This window comes from Alkalibacterium sp. f15 (assembly GCF_049389645.1).
Classification (GTDB): Bacteria; Bacillota; Bacilli; order Lactobacillales; family Carnobacteriaceae_A; genus Alkalibacterium.
Map to the genome: position 1 here is coordinate 2,377,852 of NZ_CP186540.1, position 20,688 is coordinate 2,398,539.

The 20,688-nt window shown below is 39.3% G+C and carries 26 protein-coding genes; all 26 read left to right on the plus strand.

All coding sequences use genetic code 11. The annotated features are described in order from the left end of the window. Positions 1 to 60: 60 nt before the first annotated feature. The 26 genes from ACO1PF_RS11165 (at position 61) to flhA (ending at position 20,685) form a co-directional block, all read left to right on the plus strand. Positions 61 to 444, plus strand: coding sequence for a flagellar protein FlaG (locus ACO1PF_RS11165; protein ID WP_423189135.1), 384 nt, complete (start codon positions 61 to 63; stop codon positions 442 to 444). A gap of 4 nt (positions 445 to 448) precedes the next feature. After that, entirely contained in the window at positions 449 to 1,834 is a 1,386-nt protein-coding gene (gene fliD, locus ACO1PF_RS11170; protein ID WP_423189136.1) for a flagellar filament capping protein FliD, read from the plus strand. A 36-nt stretch (positions 1,835 to 1,870) separates the two neighbouring features. Next, a complete protein-coding gene (locus ACO1PF_RS11175) occupies positions 1,871 to 2,230 on the plus strand; it encodes a hypothetical protein (protein ID WP_423189137.1) in 360 nt (119 codons plus the stop codon). A gap of 14 nt (positions 2,231 to 2,244) precedes the next feature. Next, positions 2,245 to 2,610: a flagellar export chaperone FliS gene (gene fliS, locus ACO1PF_RS11180; protein WP_423189138.1), complete on the plus strand. Its 366-nt coding sequence runs from the start codon at positions 2,245 to 2,247 to the stop codon at positions 2,608 to 2,610. Positions 2,611 to 3,141: 531 nt separating this feature from the next. Continuing rightward, positions 3,142 to 3,522 carry a flagellar basal body rod protein FlgB gene (gene flgB, locus ACO1PF_RS11185; protein WP_423189139.1) on the plus strand — a complete coding sequence of 127 codons (381 nt, stop codon included), beginning with the start codon at positions 3,142 to 3,144 and terminating at the stop codon, positions 3,520 to 3,522. 22 nt (positions 3,523 to 3,544) lie between these two features. Beyond that, positions 3,545 to 3,982: a flagellar basal body rod protein FlgC gene (gene flgC / locus ACO1PF_RS11190; protein WP_423189140.1), complete on the plus strand. Its 438-nt coding sequence runs from the start codon at positions 3,545 to 3,547 to the stop codon at positions 3,980 to 3,982. A gap of 33 nt (positions 3,983 to 4,015) precedes the next feature. Then, positions 4,016 to 4,327: a flagellar hook-basal body complex protein FliE gene (gene fliE / locus ACO1PF_RS11195; RefSeq protein WP_423190551.1), complete on the plus strand. Its 312-nt coding sequence runs from the start codon at positions 4,016 to 4,018 to the stop codon at positions 4,325 to 4,327. A gap of 32 nt (positions 4,328 to 4,359) precedes the next feature. Further along, positions 4,360 to 5,958: a flagellar basal-body MS-ring/collar protein FliF gene (gene fliF, locus ACO1PF_RS11200; protein WP_423189141.1), complete on the plus strand. Its 1,599-nt coding sequence runs from the start codon at positions 4,360 to 4,362 to the stop codon at positions 5,956 to 5,958. A gap of 15 nt (positions 5,959 to 5,973) precedes the next feature. Continuing rightward, positions 5,974 to 7,008 (plus strand): flagellar motor switch protein FliG, encoded by a 1,035-nt coding sequence (fliG, locus tag ACO1PF_RS11205; protein ID WP_423189142.1) that lies wholly within the window; start codon positions 5,974 to 5,976, stop codon positions 7,006 to 7,008. Continuing rightward, positions 6,992 to 7,768 carry a FliH/SctL family protein gene (locus ACO1PF_RS11210; protein WP_423189143.1) on the plus strand — a complete coding sequence of 259 codons (777 nt, stop codon included), beginning with the start codon at positions 6,992 to 6,994 and terminating at the stop codon, positions 7,766 to 7,768. The genes fliG and ACO1PF_RS11210 overlap by 17 nt, the downstream gene beginning before the upstream one ends. Then, positions 7,769 to 9,094 carry a flagellar protein export ATPase FliI gene (fliI, locus tag ACO1PF_RS11215; RefSeq protein WP_423189144.1) on the plus strand — a complete coding sequence of 442 codons (1,326 nt, stop codon included), beginning with the start codon at positions 7,769 to 7,771 and terminating at the stop codon, positions 9,092 to 9,094. It abuts the gene before it with no gap. A 12-nt stretch (positions 9,095 to 9,106) separates the two neighbouring features. Then, entirely contained in the window at positions 9,107 to 9,544 is a 438-nt protein-coding gene (gene fliJ / locus ACO1PF_RS11220) for a flagellar export protein FliJ (protein ID WP_423189145.1), read from the plus strand. A gap of 33 nt (positions 9,545 to 9,577) precedes the next feature. Further along, complete coding sequence (locus ACO1PF_RS11225) at positions 9,578 to 11,191, plus strand: flagellar hook-length control protein FliK (protein WP_423189146.1); 1,614 nt, start codon at positions 9,578 to 9,580, stop codon at positions 11,189 to 11,191. A gap of 18 nt (positions 11,192 to 11,209) precedes the next feature. Further along, entirely contained in the window at positions 11,210 to 11,635 is a 426-nt protein-coding gene (locus ACO1PF_RS11230; RefSeq protein ID WP_423189147.1) for an FLgD tudor-like domain-containing protein, read from the plus strand. 1 nt (position 11,636) lies between these two features. Then, positions 11,637 to 12,029: a flagellar biosynthesis protein gene (locus ACO1PF_RS11235; RefSeq protein ID WP_423189148.1), complete on the plus strand. Its 393-nt coding sequence runs from the start codon at positions 11,637 to 11,639 to the stop codon at positions 12,027 to 12,029. A gap of 83 nt (positions 12,030 to 12,112) precedes the next feature. Next, positions 12,113 to 12,994: a flagellar hook-basal body complex protein gene (locus ACO1PF_RS11240; RefSeq protein WP_423189149.1), complete on the plus strand. Its 882-nt coding sequence runs from the start codon at positions 12,113 to 12,115 to the stop codon at positions 12,992 to 12,994. Between the two features lie 77 nt (positions 12,995 to 13,071). Beyond that, positions 13,072 to 13,269, plus strand: coding sequence for a flagellar FlbD family protein (locus ACO1PF_RS11245; RefSeq protein WP_423189150.1), 198 nt, complete (start codon positions 13,072 to 13,074; stop codon positions 13,267 to 13,269). 3 nt (positions 13,270 to 13,272) lie between these two features. Beyond that, the gene (locus ACO1PF_RS11250; RefSeq protein ID WP_423189151.1) at positions 13,273 to 14,082 is read left to right on the plus strand and encodes a motility protein A; all 810 of its coding nucleotides are present in this window, start codon (positions 13,273 to 13,275) and stop codon (positions 14,080 to 14,082) included. Between the two features lie 13 nt (positions 14,083 to 14,095). Then, positions 14,096 to 14,890 (plus strand): OmpA family protein, encoded by a 795-nt coding sequence (locus ACO1PF_RS11255; protein WP_423189152.1) that lies wholly within the window; start codon positions 14,096 to 14,098, stop codon positions 14,888 to 14,890. Next, positions 14,874 to 15,359 carry a flagellar basal body-associated FliL family protein gene (locus tag ACO1PF_RS11260; protein WP_423189153.1) on the plus strand — a complete coding sequence of 162 codons (486 nt, stop codon included), beginning with the start codon at positions 14,874 to 14,876 and terminating at the stop codon, positions 15,357 to 15,359. Before ACO1PF_RS11255 ends, ACO1PF_RS11260 begins: the two co-directional genes overlap by 17 nt. A 17-nt stretch (positions 15,360 to 15,376) precedes the next feature. After that, positions 15,377 to 15,775: a flagellar biosynthetic protein FliO gene (locus tag ACO1PF_RS11265; protein ID WP_423189154.1), complete on the plus strand. Its 399-nt coding sequence runs from the start codon at positions 15,377 to 15,379 to the stop codon at positions 15,773 to 15,775. Positions 15,776 to 15,778: 3 nt separating this feature from the next. Then, a complete protein-coding gene (gene fliP / locus ACO1PF_RS11270; RefSeq protein ID WP_423189155.1) occupies positions 15,779 to 16,444 on the plus strand; it encodes a flagellar type III secretion system pore protein FliP in 666 nt (221 codons plus the stop codon). Positions 16,445 to 16,457: 13 nt separating this feature from the next. Next, positions 16,458 to 16,721 carry a flagellar biosynthesis protein FliQ gene (gene fliQ, locus ACO1PF_RS11275; protein ID WP_423189156.1) on the plus strand — a complete coding sequence of 88 codons (264 nt, stop codon included), beginning with the start codon at positions 16,458 to 16,460 and terminating at the stop codon, positions 16,719 to 16,721. A gap of 4 nt (positions 16,722 to 16,725) precedes the next feature. After that, complete coding sequence (fliR, locus tag ACO1PF_RS11280) at positions 16,726 to 17,484, plus strand: flagellar biosynthetic protein FliR (protein WP_423189157.1); 759 nt, start codon at positions 16,726 to 16,728, stop codon at positions 17,482 to 17,484. 35 nt (positions 17,485 to 17,519) lie between these two features. After that, positions 17,520 to 18,587: a flagellar biosynthesis protein FlhB gene (gene flhB, locus ACO1PF_RS11285; RefSeq protein ID WP_423189158.1), complete on the plus strand. Its 1,068-nt coding sequence runs from the start codon at positions 17,520 to 17,522 to the stop codon at positions 18,585 to 18,587. Positions 18,588 to 18,606: 19 nt separating this feature from the next. Continuing rightward, the gene (gene flhA, locus ACO1PF_RS11290; protein ID WP_423189159.1) at positions 18,607 to 20,685 is read left to right on the plus strand and encodes a flagellar biosynthesis protein FlhA; all 2,079 of its coding nucleotides are present in this window, start codon (positions 18,607 to 18,609) and stop codon (positions 20,683 to 20,685) included. The last annotated feature ends 3 nt before the right edge of the window (positions 20,686 to 20,688 follow it).

Here is a 20,688-nt window from a genome sequence, read left to right on the forward strand (position 1 = left end):
GTCATACATAGAATAAAAAGGTTTTATTTAATTTAATTTCTTTAAAGAGGAGATAAGATTATGAACCAGCGTGTGACTTCTGTCGATGCGATTCGAACGATTGACCGGGTTTTACATTCCAATAAAAATACGGTATTCTTTTCAGAGGAAAGTAATATAGAACCTATCAAAGCGGTTGAAGCTATAGATACGTCTTCTGATAGCTTAGAGTCTGAAATGAATAAAGACCAGCTTGAAAAAATAGCTGTGGATGCAAAGGCAGCAATGCAACGTATCAATGCTCAGTTGACCTTTAGAATACACGAGGGCACAGGCCGCACGCTGGTTCAATTAGTTGAAAGAGAAACAAATGAAGTGATTCGGGAGATACCACCTGAAAAAATGCTTGATGTGATTGCAGGTATCTGGAGATGGTCAGGTATTACTGTAGACAGAACGGAGTGATAAAATGAATATTATGGGAACCTATTCGGGTATGGACATGAGTATGGTAGAAAAATTGATTCAAGCAGAAGCATCAAGAGGTGTAAAATTCACTCAAAAGAAAGAACAGTATACTCAATCTAAAAATGCATGGAAAGATCTAAATACACGTCTGGATTCATTATATAAACGACTGGATGATTTAAAAAAAACAGAAACGTATGAATCAAAATCAGTTAAATTATCAAATGAATCTAACCTAAATGTTTCTTCTACTTCTAAAGCCGCAACTGGAGAGTACCGTATTCAAGTACAACAATTAGCCACTCAAACTCGTATGACAGGTGATACAGTTGTAGTTTCTTTAAATGACGAATTGACATTTAGTGGAACCTTATCATTTAACGGTGGTGGAGAGGGTTTGTCGATTACTGTTGAAGCAACTGATAGTTTAAGTGACATTAGTAAGAAAATTAATAATCAAACAAAAGAATTAGGCATCCGCTCATCGATTGTTGATAATCGTTTGATTTTTACTAATGCTGAATATGGGAAAATAAATATGAGTGTCACAGGAACTAATGACATCACAACTAAATTAGGATTAAATAATGTCGCTGAAATAGGAAATGAAGCACATTTTACTGTGGATGGGTTAGCTATTACTCGTTCATCTAATGAAATTAATAATGTTATTGAAGGATTAGATTTCAGGTTAAAAAACATTCACGAAGGTGCTGAAGCAACTATTGTAACAGTTTCTGAGGATATGGATAAAGCTGCAGAAACTCTCGAAAAATTTGTAGAACAATATAATTCAACACAAAATTATATTAAGGATCAATTAAGTGTTGGGGATCCGTCTGCAGAAAACAATAAAACTGGGACATTATCAGGTGATGGGACGCTTATGCGTCTACAGTCTAGTTTACGTATGATGATGACTAAACAAAATCTGAATGGTACTACAGTACAAAGCTTAGGGGATATAGGTATTACAATTAGTCGTGATGGAGTCGCTAGCTTCGATAAAAGTGTATTAGAAGAAAAAATTAAAGAGAATCCAAAAATTGTTTCTGACTTTTTTTCTAAAACGGAGACTGTCCCTGAAACAACAGATGCAAACGGAGATATTATACCATCTTCTACAAAAAAATTAGGATTTGCTGAATTGATGCATTCGTTCGTAAATGAATATATTTCTAGTTCTTCTGGAATTATTAAGACACGAAACGACACATATGATAGAATGCTTAAAGATGTCAATGATCGTATTACTCAATTCGACACTCGTTTAGAAGCTAAAAGAGCACGTTACATCAAACAGTTTACTGCTTTGGATACGGCTATGATGCAGGCTGAATCACAACTTGAACAAATGTACAGTCAATTAGGATTAGGACAGAATTAGAAGACAGGAGGGATTCTGATTACAACTACCAAATCAATGCAGTATACAAAAAAAGAAAATGAACTGCATCTAGTTCTTAAACGATTGAATGAGTGGGGTCAGACTTCCTCTGATTCTGTCGAAGAGGCAAATGCAATCCTGAATTTGAATCAAGAGTCGTTTAATCAAATTAGCCAATTAGATTCTGAATTGTCGGTTGAAGAAAGAAAAGACTTCTTGAACTCAAACAAAACTACCTTGACTCATTTGATCGTAAAACAAAAAGAACTGATCATCTTTATTAAAAACGAATCCGATCATTTAACTGAGCAATTAGCTCAAATGAATCAGAAATCAAATGTTGTAAATCATTATATGAACAAAGAAAAATCATTATTCATTGACAAGGATATGTAAGAAAGGAACGGTTTATGGCTTATTCATCTGCAGCAAAACAATACAAGAAAAACCAGATCGAAACGGCTTCACCTAAACAGCTCGTTATTCTACTCTATGAGGGAGCAATCAAGTTTATTCGTTTGGGAGAGTTGGCTTTAGAAAACAATGATTACGGTAAAGTGAATACGAACCTGATCAAAGCGCAGGATATTGTAACGGAACTGATGGTGTCGCTCAATCACCAAAACGGTGAAAATGCGATTGCTAGTGAACTACAGGCATTGTATTCCTATATTTTAAATCAACTGATACAAGCCAATTTGAAAAAAGACCAGGATAAGATGGCAGAGACCAGACGGTTGATGTCAGAACTCCTAGAAGCGTGGACCAGCATTTAAAGCTGGTCTTTTTTTTTATACAAAAATAGTCAGTTTTAGTTTAGTTGAATAATATTATTGATAATGGTATAAAAAAAAGCTGTATCCATATAATTCAATTTTTTTATACAGGGGTCAGTTTGAATATACTGCATAATTATAAAACGAATGTTATTTTTTTATACTTCTAACAAATAGAGCCTTTACTGTGAATTCACAGAACTGTCACATTTATATTTCGCGCTTTATTACAAAAGTATAAATTGTAAAATAGTACAACATTAACTTGTTGAATCACGAATCAGTGTACGCTATGTCATTTTAAAGGTTGTTCTCATGCACTTTTTATCGAACCAAGAAGTAATATTTAATATCTTGCTGTTACAAACTGTAATAATTTTAATGATATCAAAAGGCGAAATGCTAGCTTTTTAGGTACATTAAGTGTAAGTGATGTATTGCGACTTTGAGCCTAGTCCTTTAAAATAAGTCTTGTCGGGAAAATTGTAAGTATAAATATACATAAATACCTATGATGAAAGGAATAATACAATGATATCTGGCTCAAATATGCAATTATTGAAAAATGCTCTTGATGCTTCTTCTATGAGACAGGAAACGATCTCCTCTAACATTTCTAATGTGAATACTACAGGATATAAAGCAAAACGAGTAGATTTTGAAGAGACACTCAAAAAAGCGATAGATGGTACTGGCTTGCAGGCGAATCATCCGAATCATTTTGGAGCATCAAGTCTCAATGGTGTGACACCACAAACAATTGAGCAAAAAGGTAATCGAATAAATGAAAACGGTAATAACGTCGCGATCGATACTGAAATGGCTGAACTGTCAGCTAATGCCATATATTTCCAGGCAGTATCGGCACAGTTAAGTAATCAGTATGGCATGATTCGTTCGGTCTTAAGATAAGTGTGAAATTGGAGGTTAGAAAATGTCTATTTTTAATTCGATGCAGATCAATGCAAGTGGTTTATCGCTTGAACGCTTCAAGCTGGATACGATTTCTACGAACATAGCAAATGTCAACACCACGCGTACAGAAGATGGTGAAGGTCCTTACATAAAGCAACAAGTTCTTTTTGAAGAAAATTTAAGACAAGTGAAATCAGGATTTACGGGTGATGTCTCAAGAAAAAGTCAAGGTGTAAGAATCTCAGGAGTAGAAGCGAATGAGGACAATGTAAGATTGGTTTTCGAACCGGGTCATCCGGATGCCAATGAAGAAGGGTATGTGGCTTATCCCAATGTGGATATGGCAGATGAGATGATCGACATGATGACAGCCATTCGTACATATGATGCGAATGTGACGGCCATCAATAGCAGTAAAGATATGCTGAAGCGCGCAATGGAAATAGGCAACAAGTAATATAATCTTAATTGAATAGGAATGATTAGAGTGATGAATCCTTTAAACCAGCTATACCCGGGAGCGATGCGTCAGATCGATCAAGTGGCGCAGACCACTTCTACAAAAATAACTGAAAAAAATACGGATATTTTTACGGATCTGTTGAATCAGTCAATGAATATTCTCGATGCCAAACAAACTGAATCCACGCAGGCCATTCAATCGCTTGTCGATGGATCAGCTGATGATCTACATACTGTAATGATCAAAACGACCGAAGCCCAACTCTCTTTAGAAGTAGCTGTTCAATTACGAAATAGAGCGTTAGAAGCATATAACGAAATTAAAAATATGCAATTTTAGTAAGTTAGAGAAGAGAGTAAGGGAGATTTAATATGAATAAAGTCAAAGAAGTGGGGCTTTCCATGCAAAATGGCTGGCTTCAGCTGGATAAAACGAAACGAAAGCAGCTTGTCATTTTTGTTTCGATAGCACTGATTTCGACACTTATTATAGGTTTTTTCATGCAACGGACTACATACACTGTATTATTTTCGAATTTAGCTGAAGCGGATGCCGGAGCCATCGTAGAAGACATGGAGGCACAAAGTCTCGATTACCGTTTAGAGGACAATGGAACAACAATTCTGATCGATGAACAAGAAGTCGACAATTACCGAATCGATTTGGCCGTAAACGGCTTGATGCCAGAAAAATCAACGGGTTTTGAGATATTTGATGAAACAAGCATGATGACGACGGATGAAGACCGACAAATCATGTACCAGCGGGCATTATCGGGGGAACTCGAGCGATCCATTTCATCCCTGCAGCAAGTTGAAGCCGCCAAGGTGATGTTATCTTTACCCGAAGACAGTATTTTCCAAAATCCAGAGTACCGTACTGAAGCATCTGCCTCAATCGTTATAGAAACGAGAGGTGCGCTGTCTCAGCAGAATATTCAAGGGATCGCTTCTCTAGTAACTGGAGCGGTTGAACGTTTGCCGATCGGAAATGTTCAAATCGTTGATACGGGTGGGAATTTACTTAGTGGCTTTTTACAGTCCGGTGGGGACAGTTTAAGCGCAGCTGATTTCTCGTCGAATCACCAGTCAATGAAACAAGCCTATGAAAAAGATTTGGAACAGCGTATCTTATCATTGTTATCTCCTGTATACGGCTATAACAATCTGCGTGTCGTCATCAATGCGGCGATGAACTTTGATGTAATTGAAGGTGAAACCATTGAATACACGGCACCGATGACAGAAGTGGGCGACGATAACCGCAAAGGCCTGATACGCAGTCAGACAGAAAGTTTCGACGGTGCAAGAGCGATGGTTCAAGGGCTCATCGAAGAAGGCGCGATGCCCGTGGCCGAAGATGACGAACAAGAAAATAATGCGTCACTTGACCGAACAATCAATTACGAATTGAATCAGGAAACCAAAAGATATGTGCAGGCGCCAGGCGTTGTCGAAGGTATCAATGCTTCTGTTGTCGTGAATTCAAAGGCTGGGGTCGTGCCTGCGGAAGCTGATATTTCTGAAATCGTTTCTCGAGCATTGGGCTTGGATAACGATGCAGAGGTTCCGCTAGCTGGAGATGTGACAGTCGGGATTCTGCCGTTTGATGATGGAGAAGAACTCATCATTGGTGATGGAGAAGGTATACTTGCTAGTATCATTCAGTTCTTGAAAGCAAGTTGGATCTATATGTCTTTAGGTTTACTCTTATTGGTTGTTTCTATTTTTGTTTTATCGTTAGTTAATCGAGGGAAATCTGAGGATGATTATTTTGAAAAGGAAATCGTCAAAGATACGCCCGTCAAAATGAAAGAAAATACGAACTCAACTGATATTATGCAGAAAGAAAATGAAGTGATACAGCAGAAAAATAAAGTGATGAGCGATAAAGAAGATCTTGTGAGAAAAGAAGCAAAAGAAAATCCGGAATTAGTGGCAGATTTAATGAGAATTTGGTTGAAAGACTAGAAAGGGTGGACTGTATTGGTAGATACTTTAGAGGCAAGTGGATCTAAAAAAGAGATAGATGGCATAAAAAAAGCCGCCATTTTCATGATTTCTTTAGGTCCGGAAACGTCAGCTCAAATCATGAAACAATTACCTGATTCTTACATCCAAAAGGTCAGTTATGAGATCGCAAATATGGATCACGTGAGCCGGGAAGAACGCGAATCGATAGTCAATGAATATATTGAGATGTCTCAAGCTAGAGAATATATTTTAGAGGGCGGCTTCGACTACGCTAAAAACCTGCTGAATAAAGCATTAGGATCACAGCGCGCTAAAGAAGTGATCGATATGTTGAACCAGATCCAACTGCGTGAACGGCCGTTCAATATTGCGAGAAAGGCTGATCCGCAGCAACTGACTAATCTTCTGCTGGGCGAACAGCCACAGACGGTCGCTTTGATTTTGTGCTATATGCAGCCGGATAAAGCGGCACAGATACTGGTGAATTTCCCACTTGAAAAACAAGCTGATATCGCTGAACGTATTGGTACGATAACCAATACGTCTCCGGCGATTATTGAAAAAATAGAAAAAGTTATTGAGAGTAAGTTTTCTACATATATCGAAAATGACACTGAAAATGTCGGTGGCGTCTTGACCCTGGTTGAAATTTTAAACCAAGTCGGACGTACTACTGAAAAAGCTATTGTCAGTGAGCTGGAACAGAAACAACCGGACCTTGCTGAAGAAGTTAAAGCTAGTCTCTTTACGTTCGAAGATATTGTATCACTTCAAAAGAGCGATGTGCAGAAAGTCTTGCGCGAAGTCAATCACGACGATTTGGTATTGGCGCTCAAAGGCGTTTCCGACGAGTTGCGTGACTTTATCTATAACAACCTTTCTTCTAGAGCCGTTGACACACTCAAAGAAGATATACAATATCTTGGTCCTGCACGTTTATCAGCTGTAGAAGAAGCTCAGCAAAATGTGGTTACTGCAATCAGACGTTTAGACGAGCTTGGAGAAATTTACATTATGAGGGGCGATCAAGATGCTATTATCGAGTAGACTTATCAAATCGATCCAAGCCACTTCACAAGACTCTCATGATTGGGTGATTGCTACCGACTACGAGGTGCAAGAAGAAGATGTAGACAATTATATAGAAGAAAATGAAGAAGCCAGAGATGAACTCGAACAGGCGAAATATAAAAGTGCCCAGTTGATCGAGAAAGCTTTAACTGAAAAAGAACAAATGATTGAAGATGCGATGCAGGAAGTTGAACTACTCAAAAAAGAAGCTTATGAGCGTGCATTTGATGAAGGCAAGCAAGCTGGATTCGAAACCGGATTCAATCAAGGGAAAGAAAAAGGCTTTAGTACTGGAAAAAAAGAAAGCGAGCGCTTGATCAAAGTCGCTCAAGAGTCAATAAGTGATGCGCAGCGCGATATCTCAAGCTATATTGAAGAAAAGAAAGATAGTATATTATCGTTAGCTGTTCATATGGCAGAAAAAATCGTACATGAACAACTGGATTTATTACCAAATGACATTATGGAACTGGTCCATCCTATCTTGCATCAACTCGATCGTAAAGAAGATTACGTTAGTTTGACGGTCCATTCTTCTAAGCGTCAAAAATTGAGGGAACAAGTACCAGCTTTGGAAAAAATGTATCCGGGTGTCCGCTTTATCGTGTTACAAGATGATAATGTCGAGCACTATGGGTGTGTGATCGAGAGTGCCCATAAAGTCGTGGATGTGCAAGTGAGAAAACAGCTCACTGCTATGATTGAGGAAATGATAGAAAGAGAACGTGAGATGTAGATGATAAATATACCGTTTGATCTTTATCATGAAACACTGAATACCAAGTCGATAACGTTGAAGCACGGTAAAGTGAGTCAAGTCATTGGGCTGATCATCAAAGTCGATGGTCTTGATGCCTTTATCGGTGAAGTATGCGAGATTGCAATCAAATCACGGTCCAAATCGGTGCTAAGTGAGGTCGTTGGTTTTGTTGGAGAGACCGTATTACTGATGCCACTGGATGATCTGGAAGGTATCGGACCGGGTTGTCTGGTTTATCCGACAGGCAAAGCGTTGAAAGTTGAAATCAGTGATGACATGCTGGGTAAAACCTTTGACGGCTTAGGCCGACCAATGAGTGAGAAAGCACTGAAGAATTCGAAAACGTTTGATGTTCACCGGGCGGCACCCGACCCATTCAAACGACCCAAAATAGACACGATCTTGCAGACTGGCGTAAAAGCTGTTGACGGTTTATTGACAGTTGGTGAAGGACAACGAATGGGCATTTTTGCTGGTTCCGGTGTTGGGAAATCAACCTTGCTTGGTATGATGGCTCGTTACAGTGATGCAGATATCATTGTTATCGGCTTGATCGGTGAACGTGGACGAGAGGTTCTAGAGTTTATTGAGAACGATTTAGGTGAAGAAGGCTACAAAAAATCGGTAGTTGTTTGTGCGACATCTGATCAGCCGCCCTTAGTCCGCTTGAAAGGCGCATACGTTGCAACTGCCATAGCAGAGTTCTTTAGAGACCAAGGTAAAAAAGTGGTGCTCATGATGGATTCGGTCACACGTGTGGCGATGGCTCAGCGAGAAATCGGCCTAGCCACAGGCGAACCACCGACCACTAAAGGCTATACACCATCTGTTTTCACCGTTTTACCGAAACTGTTGGAACGCAGCGGGAAAACCGAAAAGGGTTCAATCACTGCTTTTTATACGGTTTTAGTTGAAGGTGATGATATGAACGAACCGATTGCAGATGCTGTTCGCGGAATACTCGATGGACATATCATACTGTCCAGAAAAATTGCTTCAGAAAACCATTATCCGGCCATTGATATTCAAAATAGTTTAAGTCGTCTGATGAAAGATTTAGTGACTGAAGACCATGATGAATGGGCCGGTAAACTAAGAGAAAATCTAGCTACATATAAAGAATCAAAAGACTTGATTGATGTGGGCGCTTATCAGCAGGGAACGAACCCGCTGATCGATCAGGCGATCCGGTTGAATCATCCGATCAAATCGTTTTTGAAACAGAAAACAACTGAATCATATACTTGTGAAGAGACGATTCAAGAATTAAAAGCTGTATTTTCTAACCAGTCATTAAGGTAAGGAGAATGTTAAATGCAAGAGTATCGTTTTTCAATGGAAAAAGTGTTGGATTGGCGTGAAGATTTGGAAGATGTTGCTCAGCTTATGGTGAAAGAAAAGATAGAAAAAGTTAAGAATGAAAACGATAAATTGAATCGCATCATTTCTGAAAGCAGAAAATTAAAGAGTGAGCAATTATTTCATTCAACGATCGATCACCTTAAACGACATCACTTGTACCGAGATTTAATCGACGAGAAGATCATACGCCAGCGTTTGACCGTTCAAAAGGCTGACAAAGAACTGGAGCAAGCACGCATAGAACTACAAGTCGCTCACAAAGACAAAAAAGTGATGCAAAAACTGGAAGAAAAAGAACGCACCCGTCACCAGGACACAGTTAAGAAACAGGAACAAACTCAGCTTGATGAAATTTCAACGCTTAGTTTCGGGCGTCCTTCAATTTATTAATGCCATTATTACTTGAAAGGGGGTGAAAACACAATGAACGTCGCCCAAGTTAACCAATCAGTAGATGTCGTATCGAATAAAGGTAAGCCAAAACAAATTGATAGAAAGTCTTTTTCAGAAGAATTCGAGAAATATTATAACTCATCAGCTAAAAAAGATTTGGCAACTGATGATTCTGAATCAGAACGACTCAATAATGAGTTGCAGGAATTAGAAGAAATTCAACAGGAAATAGAATTTGTAACTTTCAGTTTGATCAATCCATTCTTAAAACTGGACGCTGAAGTGAATGACTTGAATCAAACGCTTGAAGAAGAATCACTTACTAGCCTTACGAACGGAACATATATCTCGATTGAGTCGATCTCACAACAGTTAACAGCTGATACTACAAACGACCTATCCAGTGAGGAACAAACTTTCATTCTACATAATGAACCATCTGATAATGAAAGCAATTTGTTCGCAAAAAACCAATCGGATATGAGTGAAATGCAGGGAAAACAGACTAGTGATGAAAGTTTAGATGACACCAAACCCTTAACTGAAGTAGTACCTCAGATTCAAACAGAAATAGGAACTGCTGTATCTGAATTCACTCAGACTCTTGACGCCAACTTACACTCTACATTAGTCAAAGAAATCAGTGAAATGATGGAGTCTACGGAATTTAATGAAGCCACTAAATCGAATGAGCTGGAACTGTCACCTGCTATCAAAGAAATACTGAAAATGGGCAAGTTCGAACCAATCGATCCTGAAACACTTCAAAAAATAGTTACTTCATTAAAGGTAGCGTTGAATACTGAACAGGAAACTGATCAGAAATCTGCAAATCGACTTGAAATCGAAGAGATCATGCGGTCAGCAGTGAAAGGTGCTTTTTCACTGAAGCAACTGAACGAAGAACGAGGTGAAACTCATAAGACGCTGAATCAGACTCCGGTGAATACACCACATAAAGATGAATCAGCTCAAACAGTGGATATGAATAGATCTACAGAGTTGCAGATGACTGATGTGGAGTCTGAAGTCACTGAAAATTTAGTTTCAGTTCATACTGTAAAAAAAGAAATGACACAAGCAGACACTGATTATGATTTTGTGTCCATGCTTCGTCAAATGAGTAATCAATCATCAAAAGAAAGCAGTCAAATAGTAGCTAAAAGCAATACAGAGGCTAGCGTCCCTGTTCCAAAAGAGCAGAGCGTAAATCTTGTTCAAGATATGGTAGCAAGTTTCGCAGAAAATAGAGAAGGTCTAAAAACCTATAAGACAACCCTGCATTTGTCACCAGAAACGCTTGGAAAAGTAACGATCGAACTATCTCTAAACGAAGAAGGATTAAGCGGCAAGTTAACGTTCCAGTCTGATGAAACCAGAAAATGGATGGAAGGCGAATGGTTGGATCTGAAACTGCCCTTAGAATCAAAAGGACTGACGATCAAAGCTTTTGACTTTACCACCAGTCAGCCGGCTACTCAGCAGCAAGGTAATTTTTCTTTTTCAGAAAACCCTTCTCAGTCTGAACAGGATTCACAGAAACAGTCACTTTCAGAAGATCATGATTTAACCTTGGCTGAAAATGATGAACAAATGCCTGAAACAAGATCGACCAATAAAGACGGCATAAATGTCTATGTCTAAAAGAAAGGAGTAATAGGAGTGAATATACCAAATAACATGTTGATCGGGTCACTAAGTGCGATTCAACCAGAAGAAGAGACAAAGAAAAATTCGGATCTGGATATGGAACAGTTTCTACAAATCATTTCGAGTGCGATGAGTATGCCTTCCTTTGATGGACAAGGCAGCGGCGGTGGTTCTGAAACCGACTATATCGGTCAAATGGTCCAGTTCGGTATGTTGAATGCCATGGAAGATTTGAATAGTTCCATGCAGACAACAGTTTTAATGTCCCAGCAGCAGCAAGCACTAGGACTCGTTGGTAAAAACGTCACGTTAGCATCTGAAGAAGCACAGTTGATCACAGGACCTGTTGAAAAAGTACGTTTTGATAATGGGTATGCGACAATACAAGTAAATGGTAAGACGTATCAATTAAACGATGTGGTTGAGGTGAGCGAATAAGATGTTGCAAAACATTCATGGCGTCCCGCCTCAAGTATCTCAAGTGAAAACTAAAGAGACTAAACAAGCGACAATCGACAGAACTTTTAAATCGTTTATGCAGGAAGCGCTGATAGTACCGGAAAAGAAAACAACGACTGTTACTTTTTCCAATCATGCGCAAAAACGTTTAGATCAGCACGGCTTTACATTAAGTTATACAGACATGCAGCGTTTAGAAGAAGCGGTAGAAACGCTCGAAGCAAAAGGTTCTGAAAATTCATTGATTTTATACGATGATTTGGCCCTGATTGCCAGTATAAAAAATAAAACAGTGATCACTGCTTTGAAATCGACAGAGATGTCCGAGGTAACAAATATTGACAGTGCCATACAAATAAACCAGAAAAGATAAAGGTAACGTAAAAGTTGGACTGAGAAGAGACTTTTTTCTGATGACCGATCGATTCAGAAACGTTAACTATAGGAGGAAAAAAAATGTTAAATTCATTGTACTCAGGTATCACAGGTATGAAAGGTCAGCAAACAAAAATGGATGTGATCGCCAATAACATTGCGAACGTCAATACAACAGGTTTTAAATCTCAACGTGTCCGTTTCCAGGATATGATTTCTCAGATGGATACTAACGCACAAGGACCGAACAATAACGGTCGCGGCGGAATCAACGCCCAGCAAGTTGGTCTTGGTACACAGGTTAGTGGAACAGATATGATGATGCAGGGTGGTTCGCTCCAATTTACCGGACGTGCATTAGACTTTGGGATTCAAAATGGCGACAGCTCGTTCTTTATTGTCAGCCAGGATGGTAACCCTGCCGGCACCATGCAATACACACGTGATGGAGGTTTTTATACTGATTTCGCAGGTAACCTAACTACATCAAACGGTTCACGAGTGATGGGTATAGCTATCAATCCACCTCAACCTGAAGGTATTAATACTGATATTGCCGATAACCAGGTTCTACAACCTTTATCAATTCCACAAGAAGTAAATGATTCTCAATTACAAGCCTACAATATTGACAATACCGGAACGATTATAGGTACATACAGCGACGGGAATGCTTATGTCATCGGTCGTGTGGCTTTAGCTAATTTTGCGAATGCGGATGGTTTGGAAAAAGCTGGCGAAAACTTATACAATGCCTCTGCCAACTCTGGTGATCCAATTGAAGGTGGACCAACTGATGATGGTTACGGAACGATTCGTTCAGGTTTTACGGAAATGTCAAACGTTGATTTAGCTACAGAATTCACTGAAATGATTGTAACAACAAGAGCTTACCAAGCTAATTCACGAAGTATCACAACATCAGACGAAATGCTGCAGGAATTAATCAATCTTAAACGATAATTAGTCGGAGATCAGCTGAGTATGAAGTAACACATTGCTCAGCTTTTAACCAATTTTAGACTAGAAAGAGGTTTGTCATGATTGCATTACGAACGGTTTCAGGCAAAGAATTTTATTTGAATAATGATTTAATTCTAAAAATGGAACGTGAATATGATACGTTGATCACCTTAGTTGATTATAAGACCATTCGTGTCATGGAAACGCCGGCAGAGATAGCCGAAAAAGTTATCGTTTATAAACAGAAAATCTATCGATCATCGACGGGAGTGTAAGAAGTGAAACGAAATTTATTGCCAGCTATTGGATTAGTGGTCGGTATTGGATTGATCCTCGCAGCAATGTCGCAAAATAGTTCATTGATCAATTACTTTGACGCACCATCCTTGATTATTACACTGTTCGGGTCCTTTTCAGCTATCCTTATCAGTTTCCCACTAAATACGTTAAAAAAAGTGCCAGCCTTAATCAAAAAATTGATGTTCACACCAGATGATGACCGAGTAACTTTGCTGGAAACATTAACGACACTAGCCAAGAAAAGTCGGACCGAGGGTATATTAGCTATCGAAGCAGATATTCAAGAGTTGGACAATTCGGTACTGGTATACGGATTGGAAATGGTTGTGGATGGAACAGATGTAAATACCATCGAAGAAATATTGAATGTCGAATTAGTTCAAACGGAAGATCGCCATTCTATTGGTCAAGAAGTCTTCTTGAAATGGGGAGAATTTGCACCCGCTTTTGGGATGATTGGAACATTGATTGGACTGATTGCCATGCTGGGAGATTTACAAGACCCTTCATTGATTGGTACCGGGATGGCCACGGCATTGCTTACCACATTTTATGGAAGTTTTTTAGCCAATATGGTATTTTTACCCATTGCCAAAAATTTGGAAATGCAAACGGCCAATGAATTGAAAACAAATGAAATGATCATCGAAGGTATTCTTGCTTTACAACGAGGAGATAACCCAAGAATCATGGAACAGAAGCTACAAAGTTTCATGTCTAACTCAGATAAAAAAGTATCATCAAAAGCGAATAATAAAGCAGTAAAAGTTGCAGAAGAGTTTTCATAGTTAGGAGAGTATCATGGCTAGACAAAGAAAAAAAGCTAAACAAACAGGGGCTCCTGCTTGGATGACCACTTATTCTGATTTAATGTCTTTACTCCTTACTTTTTTCATTTTACTCTTCTCGATGTCGGTAGTAAGTGAAGAACGTTTTAAAGAAGTCGCTGAATCTTTACGCATGGCTTTAATTGGCAGCAGCAGTGATGCAATACTGGATAACAGTGGTAATGCATTAGAAGACTATGAGTTCGAAGATTTAAGTGAGTTTGATGATGTGGAACCAGAAGATTTAGGAGTAGAGGATTCCGTTATGATGGAAGATAGCATACCTGAAGAAGTTCATGAATTGTATCAAACCGTTACCAATTATTTGGAGATTGAAGGTTTGGAAACAGATATAACTCTCTCTCGTGATCAGGAAGGTGTTTACATAGATATTCAAGAAGCCATTCTTTTTGATTCAGGGAGTGCTACTTTAAAAATGATTGGAAGAGAAACAATTGGTTCATTAGCCGGATTGTTTGAACTGTTTGATAATGAAATAATTGTTGAAGGGTATACTGACAATATACCCATGAGTTCAAGACGATTCCCATCGAATTGGGAGTTGTCCATTGAGCGGGCGGTGTCCGTGCTTCGCTATTTAAGTGAGTCTCATGGCGTGGAACCTGACCGATTATCCGCTAGAGGATATGGCGAGCACCGTCCAGTCGTCCCCAACGATTCACCGGAGAATCGCTCACAGAACAGAAGAGTGAATATTATCATAGTTCATGAACATAGAAAGGAAGACACGAATGGCTCAGAAAGATGAAAAGAAGCGTTCTAAAATAAAAGTATCAAAAATACTTTTAATCAGCGGCCTAGTTATGACATTAGTGTTTGCTGGAGTAGGTATTGGGGTATTCTTTTTCTCAGGGCCTGAAGATGAGACATTCATTTCTCGGTTCACTTCAGAAGCAGAAGCCTCTGAAAGTTCCATTCCATTGGATGAATTTTTAGTTAATTTGAACAGTGAATCAGCTAAAAATCAACCGGTTGTAAGAATGGAGATAACAGTCACAAGCTTAAATGAAGATGCAAATGAGATCATCGGCACTGAAATTGCCAAAGTGAGAGACGCAGTTATCCACACTGTTTCCAACCAAAGCGCAGAATCAATGTTTGATGAAGCAGAAGGCCATTTTTTGATCAAAAATGAAATAAAGGCGAAAATCAATCAGGCCTTAGATGCTGAGATAGTTGAAGACGTTTATATTACGGATATTTTATTGCAAAAATAGAAGAAAGGATTGAGAAAATGGGATTTGCTGATATCGGACAGATGCTTCTTGCTTTAGGAACGACTGTTTTGCTTGCTAATTTTTTACTTAAAAAACTGAATAATTTTTCTCGCAGTACGAGTGAAGTCATTAAAGTCATTGAGCGCGTCCCAGTTTCTAAATCTTCTTCACTATGTATTGTGCAAGTTGAATCGGAATACTTATTGATGAGTATCTCGGATACAAAGAGCGAAGTGATTAGAACGTTCACACAGGAAGAAAAAGAAGCGATACAGAAACGCTTGATTCAGAGTAGACAATCCAGGGAGATGGCAAATAAATTATCTCCTTATTCTGAACAAATGAAAAAGATAAGAGATAAAATCATACATAAAGCACACCATTTTGAAGAACGACGTAAAGAAAGGAACACATAGAGGATGACAGAGAATTTAGTGGATGCGTTATCTCTCGGAGGTGACTCGTCAGAAGCCGTTAACCTGTATCTAATGTTGTTCGTCATTGCACTTGTTCCTTCGTTTCTAGTCTTAACGTCCAGTTTCACGCGAACCGTTGTTGTTTTATCCTTTACGCGTAATGCGTTGGGAACGCAGCAAAGCCCACCTAATCAAGTGTTGATCGGTCTGGCTTTGTTTTTGTCCTTGTTCGTCATGCGACCTATTTATCAGGAAGTCAACGATGAGGCGCTGCAACCGATGCTAGCAGGAGAAATCACAAGAGAAGAATCCTTTGCACGAGCAGAAGTGCCGATCAAGGGATTTATGCTTGAACAGACACGGACAACAGATTTAGAATTGTTTGTTGAATTGGGTGGAGAATCATTTCCAGATGAACCGAATGACTTATCTTTATTTACCGTGATCCCAGCCTTTGCAATCAGTGAATTGCGTACTGCCTTCACGATAGGGTTTCTTATATTCATACCATTCCTGGTTATTGACATTGTGGTAGCGAGTATCTTGATGTCTATGGGAATGTTCATGCTGTCACCCGTGATGATATCGTTACCGTTTAAATTGCTCCTGTTCGTTATGGTTGATGGCTGGTATCTGGTCGTCGAATCACTAATCGGAAGCTTTTATTAGAAAGGACTAGAGGATGTCAACACAAAATATTTTAGATGTTTTACAAGATGCATTCATGGTATTGATTCGAGTGGGAGGACCTGTTCTCATAATTGCTTTGGTTATCGGTCTTGTTATAAGCATATTTCAAGCGACTACCCAAATTCAAGAACAGACCCTAAGTTTTGTACCTAAACTGTTTTCCATACTGTTAACTTTAGTTCTGTTAGGCAATTTCATGTTGAATACACTGATTGCCTTTACTGAACGCATGTTTTCAATCATCGCAGGATTGTGATGAAATGACGAATGAAATACAGCAGTTTCTATTAATCTTGATCAGACTAACGGTCTTTGTTACTGTAAGTCCCGGATTCTCACATAAATCATTTCCTGCGGCTAGCAAGATCGCTTTATCAGTTGGTTTGGCCTTACCCGTTATGGGAACTGTCAATGCCTTTGATGTCGAACTATCCATCGTTTTATTCTTGATGATAGCTGTTAAGGAAGTCCTTATAGGTTTAGCTCTCGGATACATAACTTTACTATTCTTTACGGCATTTGAGATTGCCGGAGCGTTTGTCGATTTTCAAGTTGGTTTTTCAATGGGACAAATATATGACCCGGCTTTAGGCGTGAATGCTTCTTTCTATGGCAGAGTGTATTACTGGATATCGATGATGATCTTCTTCATAGCCAATATACATCACCAGGTGATCCGTAGTTTAGTGAAGTCATTCGAGTGGGCACCTTTAGAACAACTATCTTTCAATCATTTCGGAGTAGAAGGTATGATACAGTTATTCGGGCACATGTTTGCGACGGCAGTGCAATTAGCAATACCGCTCATTATCGTCGCTATCTTGTCTGAATTAACGTTAGCGTTGATCTCACGAACCGTGCCGCAGATAAATGTATTGATCCTTGGGATGCCAATGAAGATCATGGTTAGTCTGATTTTTATGTTTTTCTTTCTATCCTTACTCATGAGAAATATAGGGGATGTCTTTCCTGATATGATCAAGTTTATGAATGAATGGTTATACGGCTTACAAAATTAACTGATTAATGTGACTTCTAAGGGGGTGAACGTCTGATGTCTGAAAAAGATGGAAAAACAGAAAAACCCACGCCCAAGAAACTGAGAGAAGCGAGGAGAAAAGGTCAAGTACCTAAGAGTCAGGATTTATCCTCAGCCTTATCTTTTGGTTTTTTCGCTTTAAGTTTAACGGCATTAGCTTCTTATGTTTTAGAACGTACCTTTGTTTTTTTGAGGCAGTCCCTTAGTTTTGGCCCGGACCCTATGTCTTCTATTCGCGAATTATCTCAAATAGGTATGAATGCCATTATCTGGTTTATTGTTTTAGCCGCTCCCTTTTTGATCATCGCTTTCTTTACAGGTGTTGTCGGAAACCTCGTTCAGGTCGGCTTTCTCTTTACGACAGAGTCGATGAAACCGAGTTTCAGTAAAATCAATCCGGTGAGCGGTTTCAAGAACATTTTTGGTAAAAAAGCACTGTTTGGATTAGCAAAAAATCTGATGAAACTATTCATCGTCGTCGGCTTTACACTTTATACCTTATGGCAGTCTGCCGATATCATTTTACAATCCGGACGAGTCGGATTGTATGCCATCTTCCCGCTTGTGATCGAGCTTGTTTCAACTTTAGCCTTCAGGTTAGCGCTGTTTTTAGCCATATTAGGCATTGCTGACTATTTCTTTCAACGTTATGAGCACAAGAAAAAATTGATGATGTCTATGCAGGACATTAAAGATGAATACAAAGAAATGGAAGGCGATCCGCAAGTTAAATCGCAAAGAAAGGCCTTATACAGAAACATGCTAGCGGGGAATATAAAAGATGTCCTGGATTCAACGGTCTTGATCACCAACCCTACCCACTTTGCGATAGCGATTCGTTATGACCAAAGTAAAGATCAGGTTCCAATTGTCTTAGTAAAAGGACAGGATCACGTAGCCTTAAGAATGAAAGGAATGGCAAGAGAAGAGAATATTCCTATTATTGAAAACAAACAGCTAGCGAGAGCCATGTATGAAGTGGTCGAACCTATGGATCCAATTCCAACAGATATGTATGAAGCCATTGCAGAAATACTGGCACTGATTTTCCAAGCTGAACAAAGTAAAAAGAATAAAATCTGAATGAAAGGATGGCGAAAAAGTGAATAATTCAACTGTTAAAACTAAGTCGACCTCTTTAGCTAATGCTCTAAATATTATCATTGCGTTTGTTGTTGTATCTATCATCGGTATTATCATCATACCGATGCCTACGTTTATACTCGATTTTCTTTTGGTTCTAAATATCTCATTAGCCATAACGATACTTGTCCTTACTTTATTCACCCATTCTGTGTTGGAATTCTTAAGTTTTCCTACATTATTGTTAGTTACAACAATGATTCGTTTGGGTTTGAATATTAGTTCGACCCGGCTGATTTTAAGTCAGGGGGATGCCGGCAGAGTGATCGATGCATTCGGTAGTTTCGTTGCTGGCAACAACTATGTAGTAGGGGCCGTATTATTCGTTATTATAGTCATCGTTCAGATACTTGTTGTAACCAACGGATCGAGTCGTGTTGCTGAAGTTTCCGCTCGCTTTACACTAGATGCCATGCCTGGTAAACAAATGGCCATTGATGCTGATCTGAATAGTGGCTTGATCACAGAAGACTTTGCGAAATTGCGACGTTCGAACCTTGAAAAAGAAGCGAATTTCTATGGCGCGATGGATGGGGCCAGCAAGTTCGTCAAAGGTGATGCCATTGCCGGGATTATCATCACCCTGATAAACTTAGTGGGTGGTATCGCTATCCATTCCTTACAGGGAGATTACTCTGTCGGTGAAGCTTTGAGCCACTTCGGTCGATTGACGATCGGTGATGGTTTGGTCAGTCAGATTCCATCTTTATTGATTTCAGTTGCTTCAGGTATTTTAGTTACCCGAACAGCCAATGAAAAAGGTTTCGGAGATACCATTGGTGGAGAATTGTTCCATACACCACAAGTTATGTACATAGTTGCAACCTTATTAACAGTTTTCGCACTCGTTCCTGGTTTTCCATTCTTTCCTTTTATCTTGTTAGCGACCGGGCTAGTCGTTGCCGGTTACTTAGTCAGTGAAAGTCAAAAGACATCGAATCAGGAAGAAATGGACGATCAAAGACAGTCAGCCATGAAACAAGAAAGGGCACCTGTTGAAGAAACAGCATCACAGTTCCAGGTCGATAGAATTGCTGTTGAGTTGGGTTATGGATTGATCCCTCTAGCAAGTGAAGAACAAGAATCTAATTTGACGAATCAGATTGCAGCAATAAGAAAGCAGTTGTCTTATGAAATGGGTATTCTACTTAATCCAATCCGTATCAGAGATAATCTTCAAATGAGTCAGTATGATTATGTGATCAAAATAAAAGGAAACCAAGTTGCTTCCGGAACGTTGTATCCAGATAAGTTCTTGGTCGTTGAACCCGGTGGTATTGAAGGAGAGATTGAAGGAATCGATGCTAAAGAACCGGCTTTCGGCCTCGATGCCTTGTGGGTCAATGACCGTAATAAAGAAATCGCCGAACTGAACGATTATACCGTTGTCGATCCGCTTACTGTCTTGGTTACACACGTGAAAGAAATAATGAAAACAAACGCAGATGAGCTACTGGGTCGTCAAGAAGTAAAAGAATTGCTTGAAGGACTGAAAGGTGACTACAACGTGGTTATCGAAGAACTGATTCCTGACATCCTGCAGCTTGGGGACGTACAGAAAGTTCTGCAGCGTTTATTGAGAGAATACGTGCCAATCACAGATTTGGTGACGATCCTAGAGACACTCGCCGATTACGGGAATACAACGAAAGATCATGAAACTTTAACAGAATACGTGAGACAAGCACTCAAACGAACCATTGTAAAAGAACACATAGATGATGAAGGTACCTTGAATGTCTTGGCGGTTCATCCAGATGTTGAAGAACGCGTAAGCTCGAGCATTCAAAAGTCAACGCAAGGATCTATTCCCGTCCTTCAACCGCAAGAAGTGAATCGTTTGTTTGACAGTATCAACCAGCAAAGCGCGATATTGTCGTCGCAGGGGCTTCCATTTGTTCTGTTGACAGCACCTAAGATCAGACCAGCCATGAAAAATCTTTTGTCGTTTAATTTTCCAGAGTTAGCAGTTCTATCATTAAATGAAATTCCTAATGACAGTGCGATTGAAAGCGTCGGAACGGTCACGATGAACTAGAGT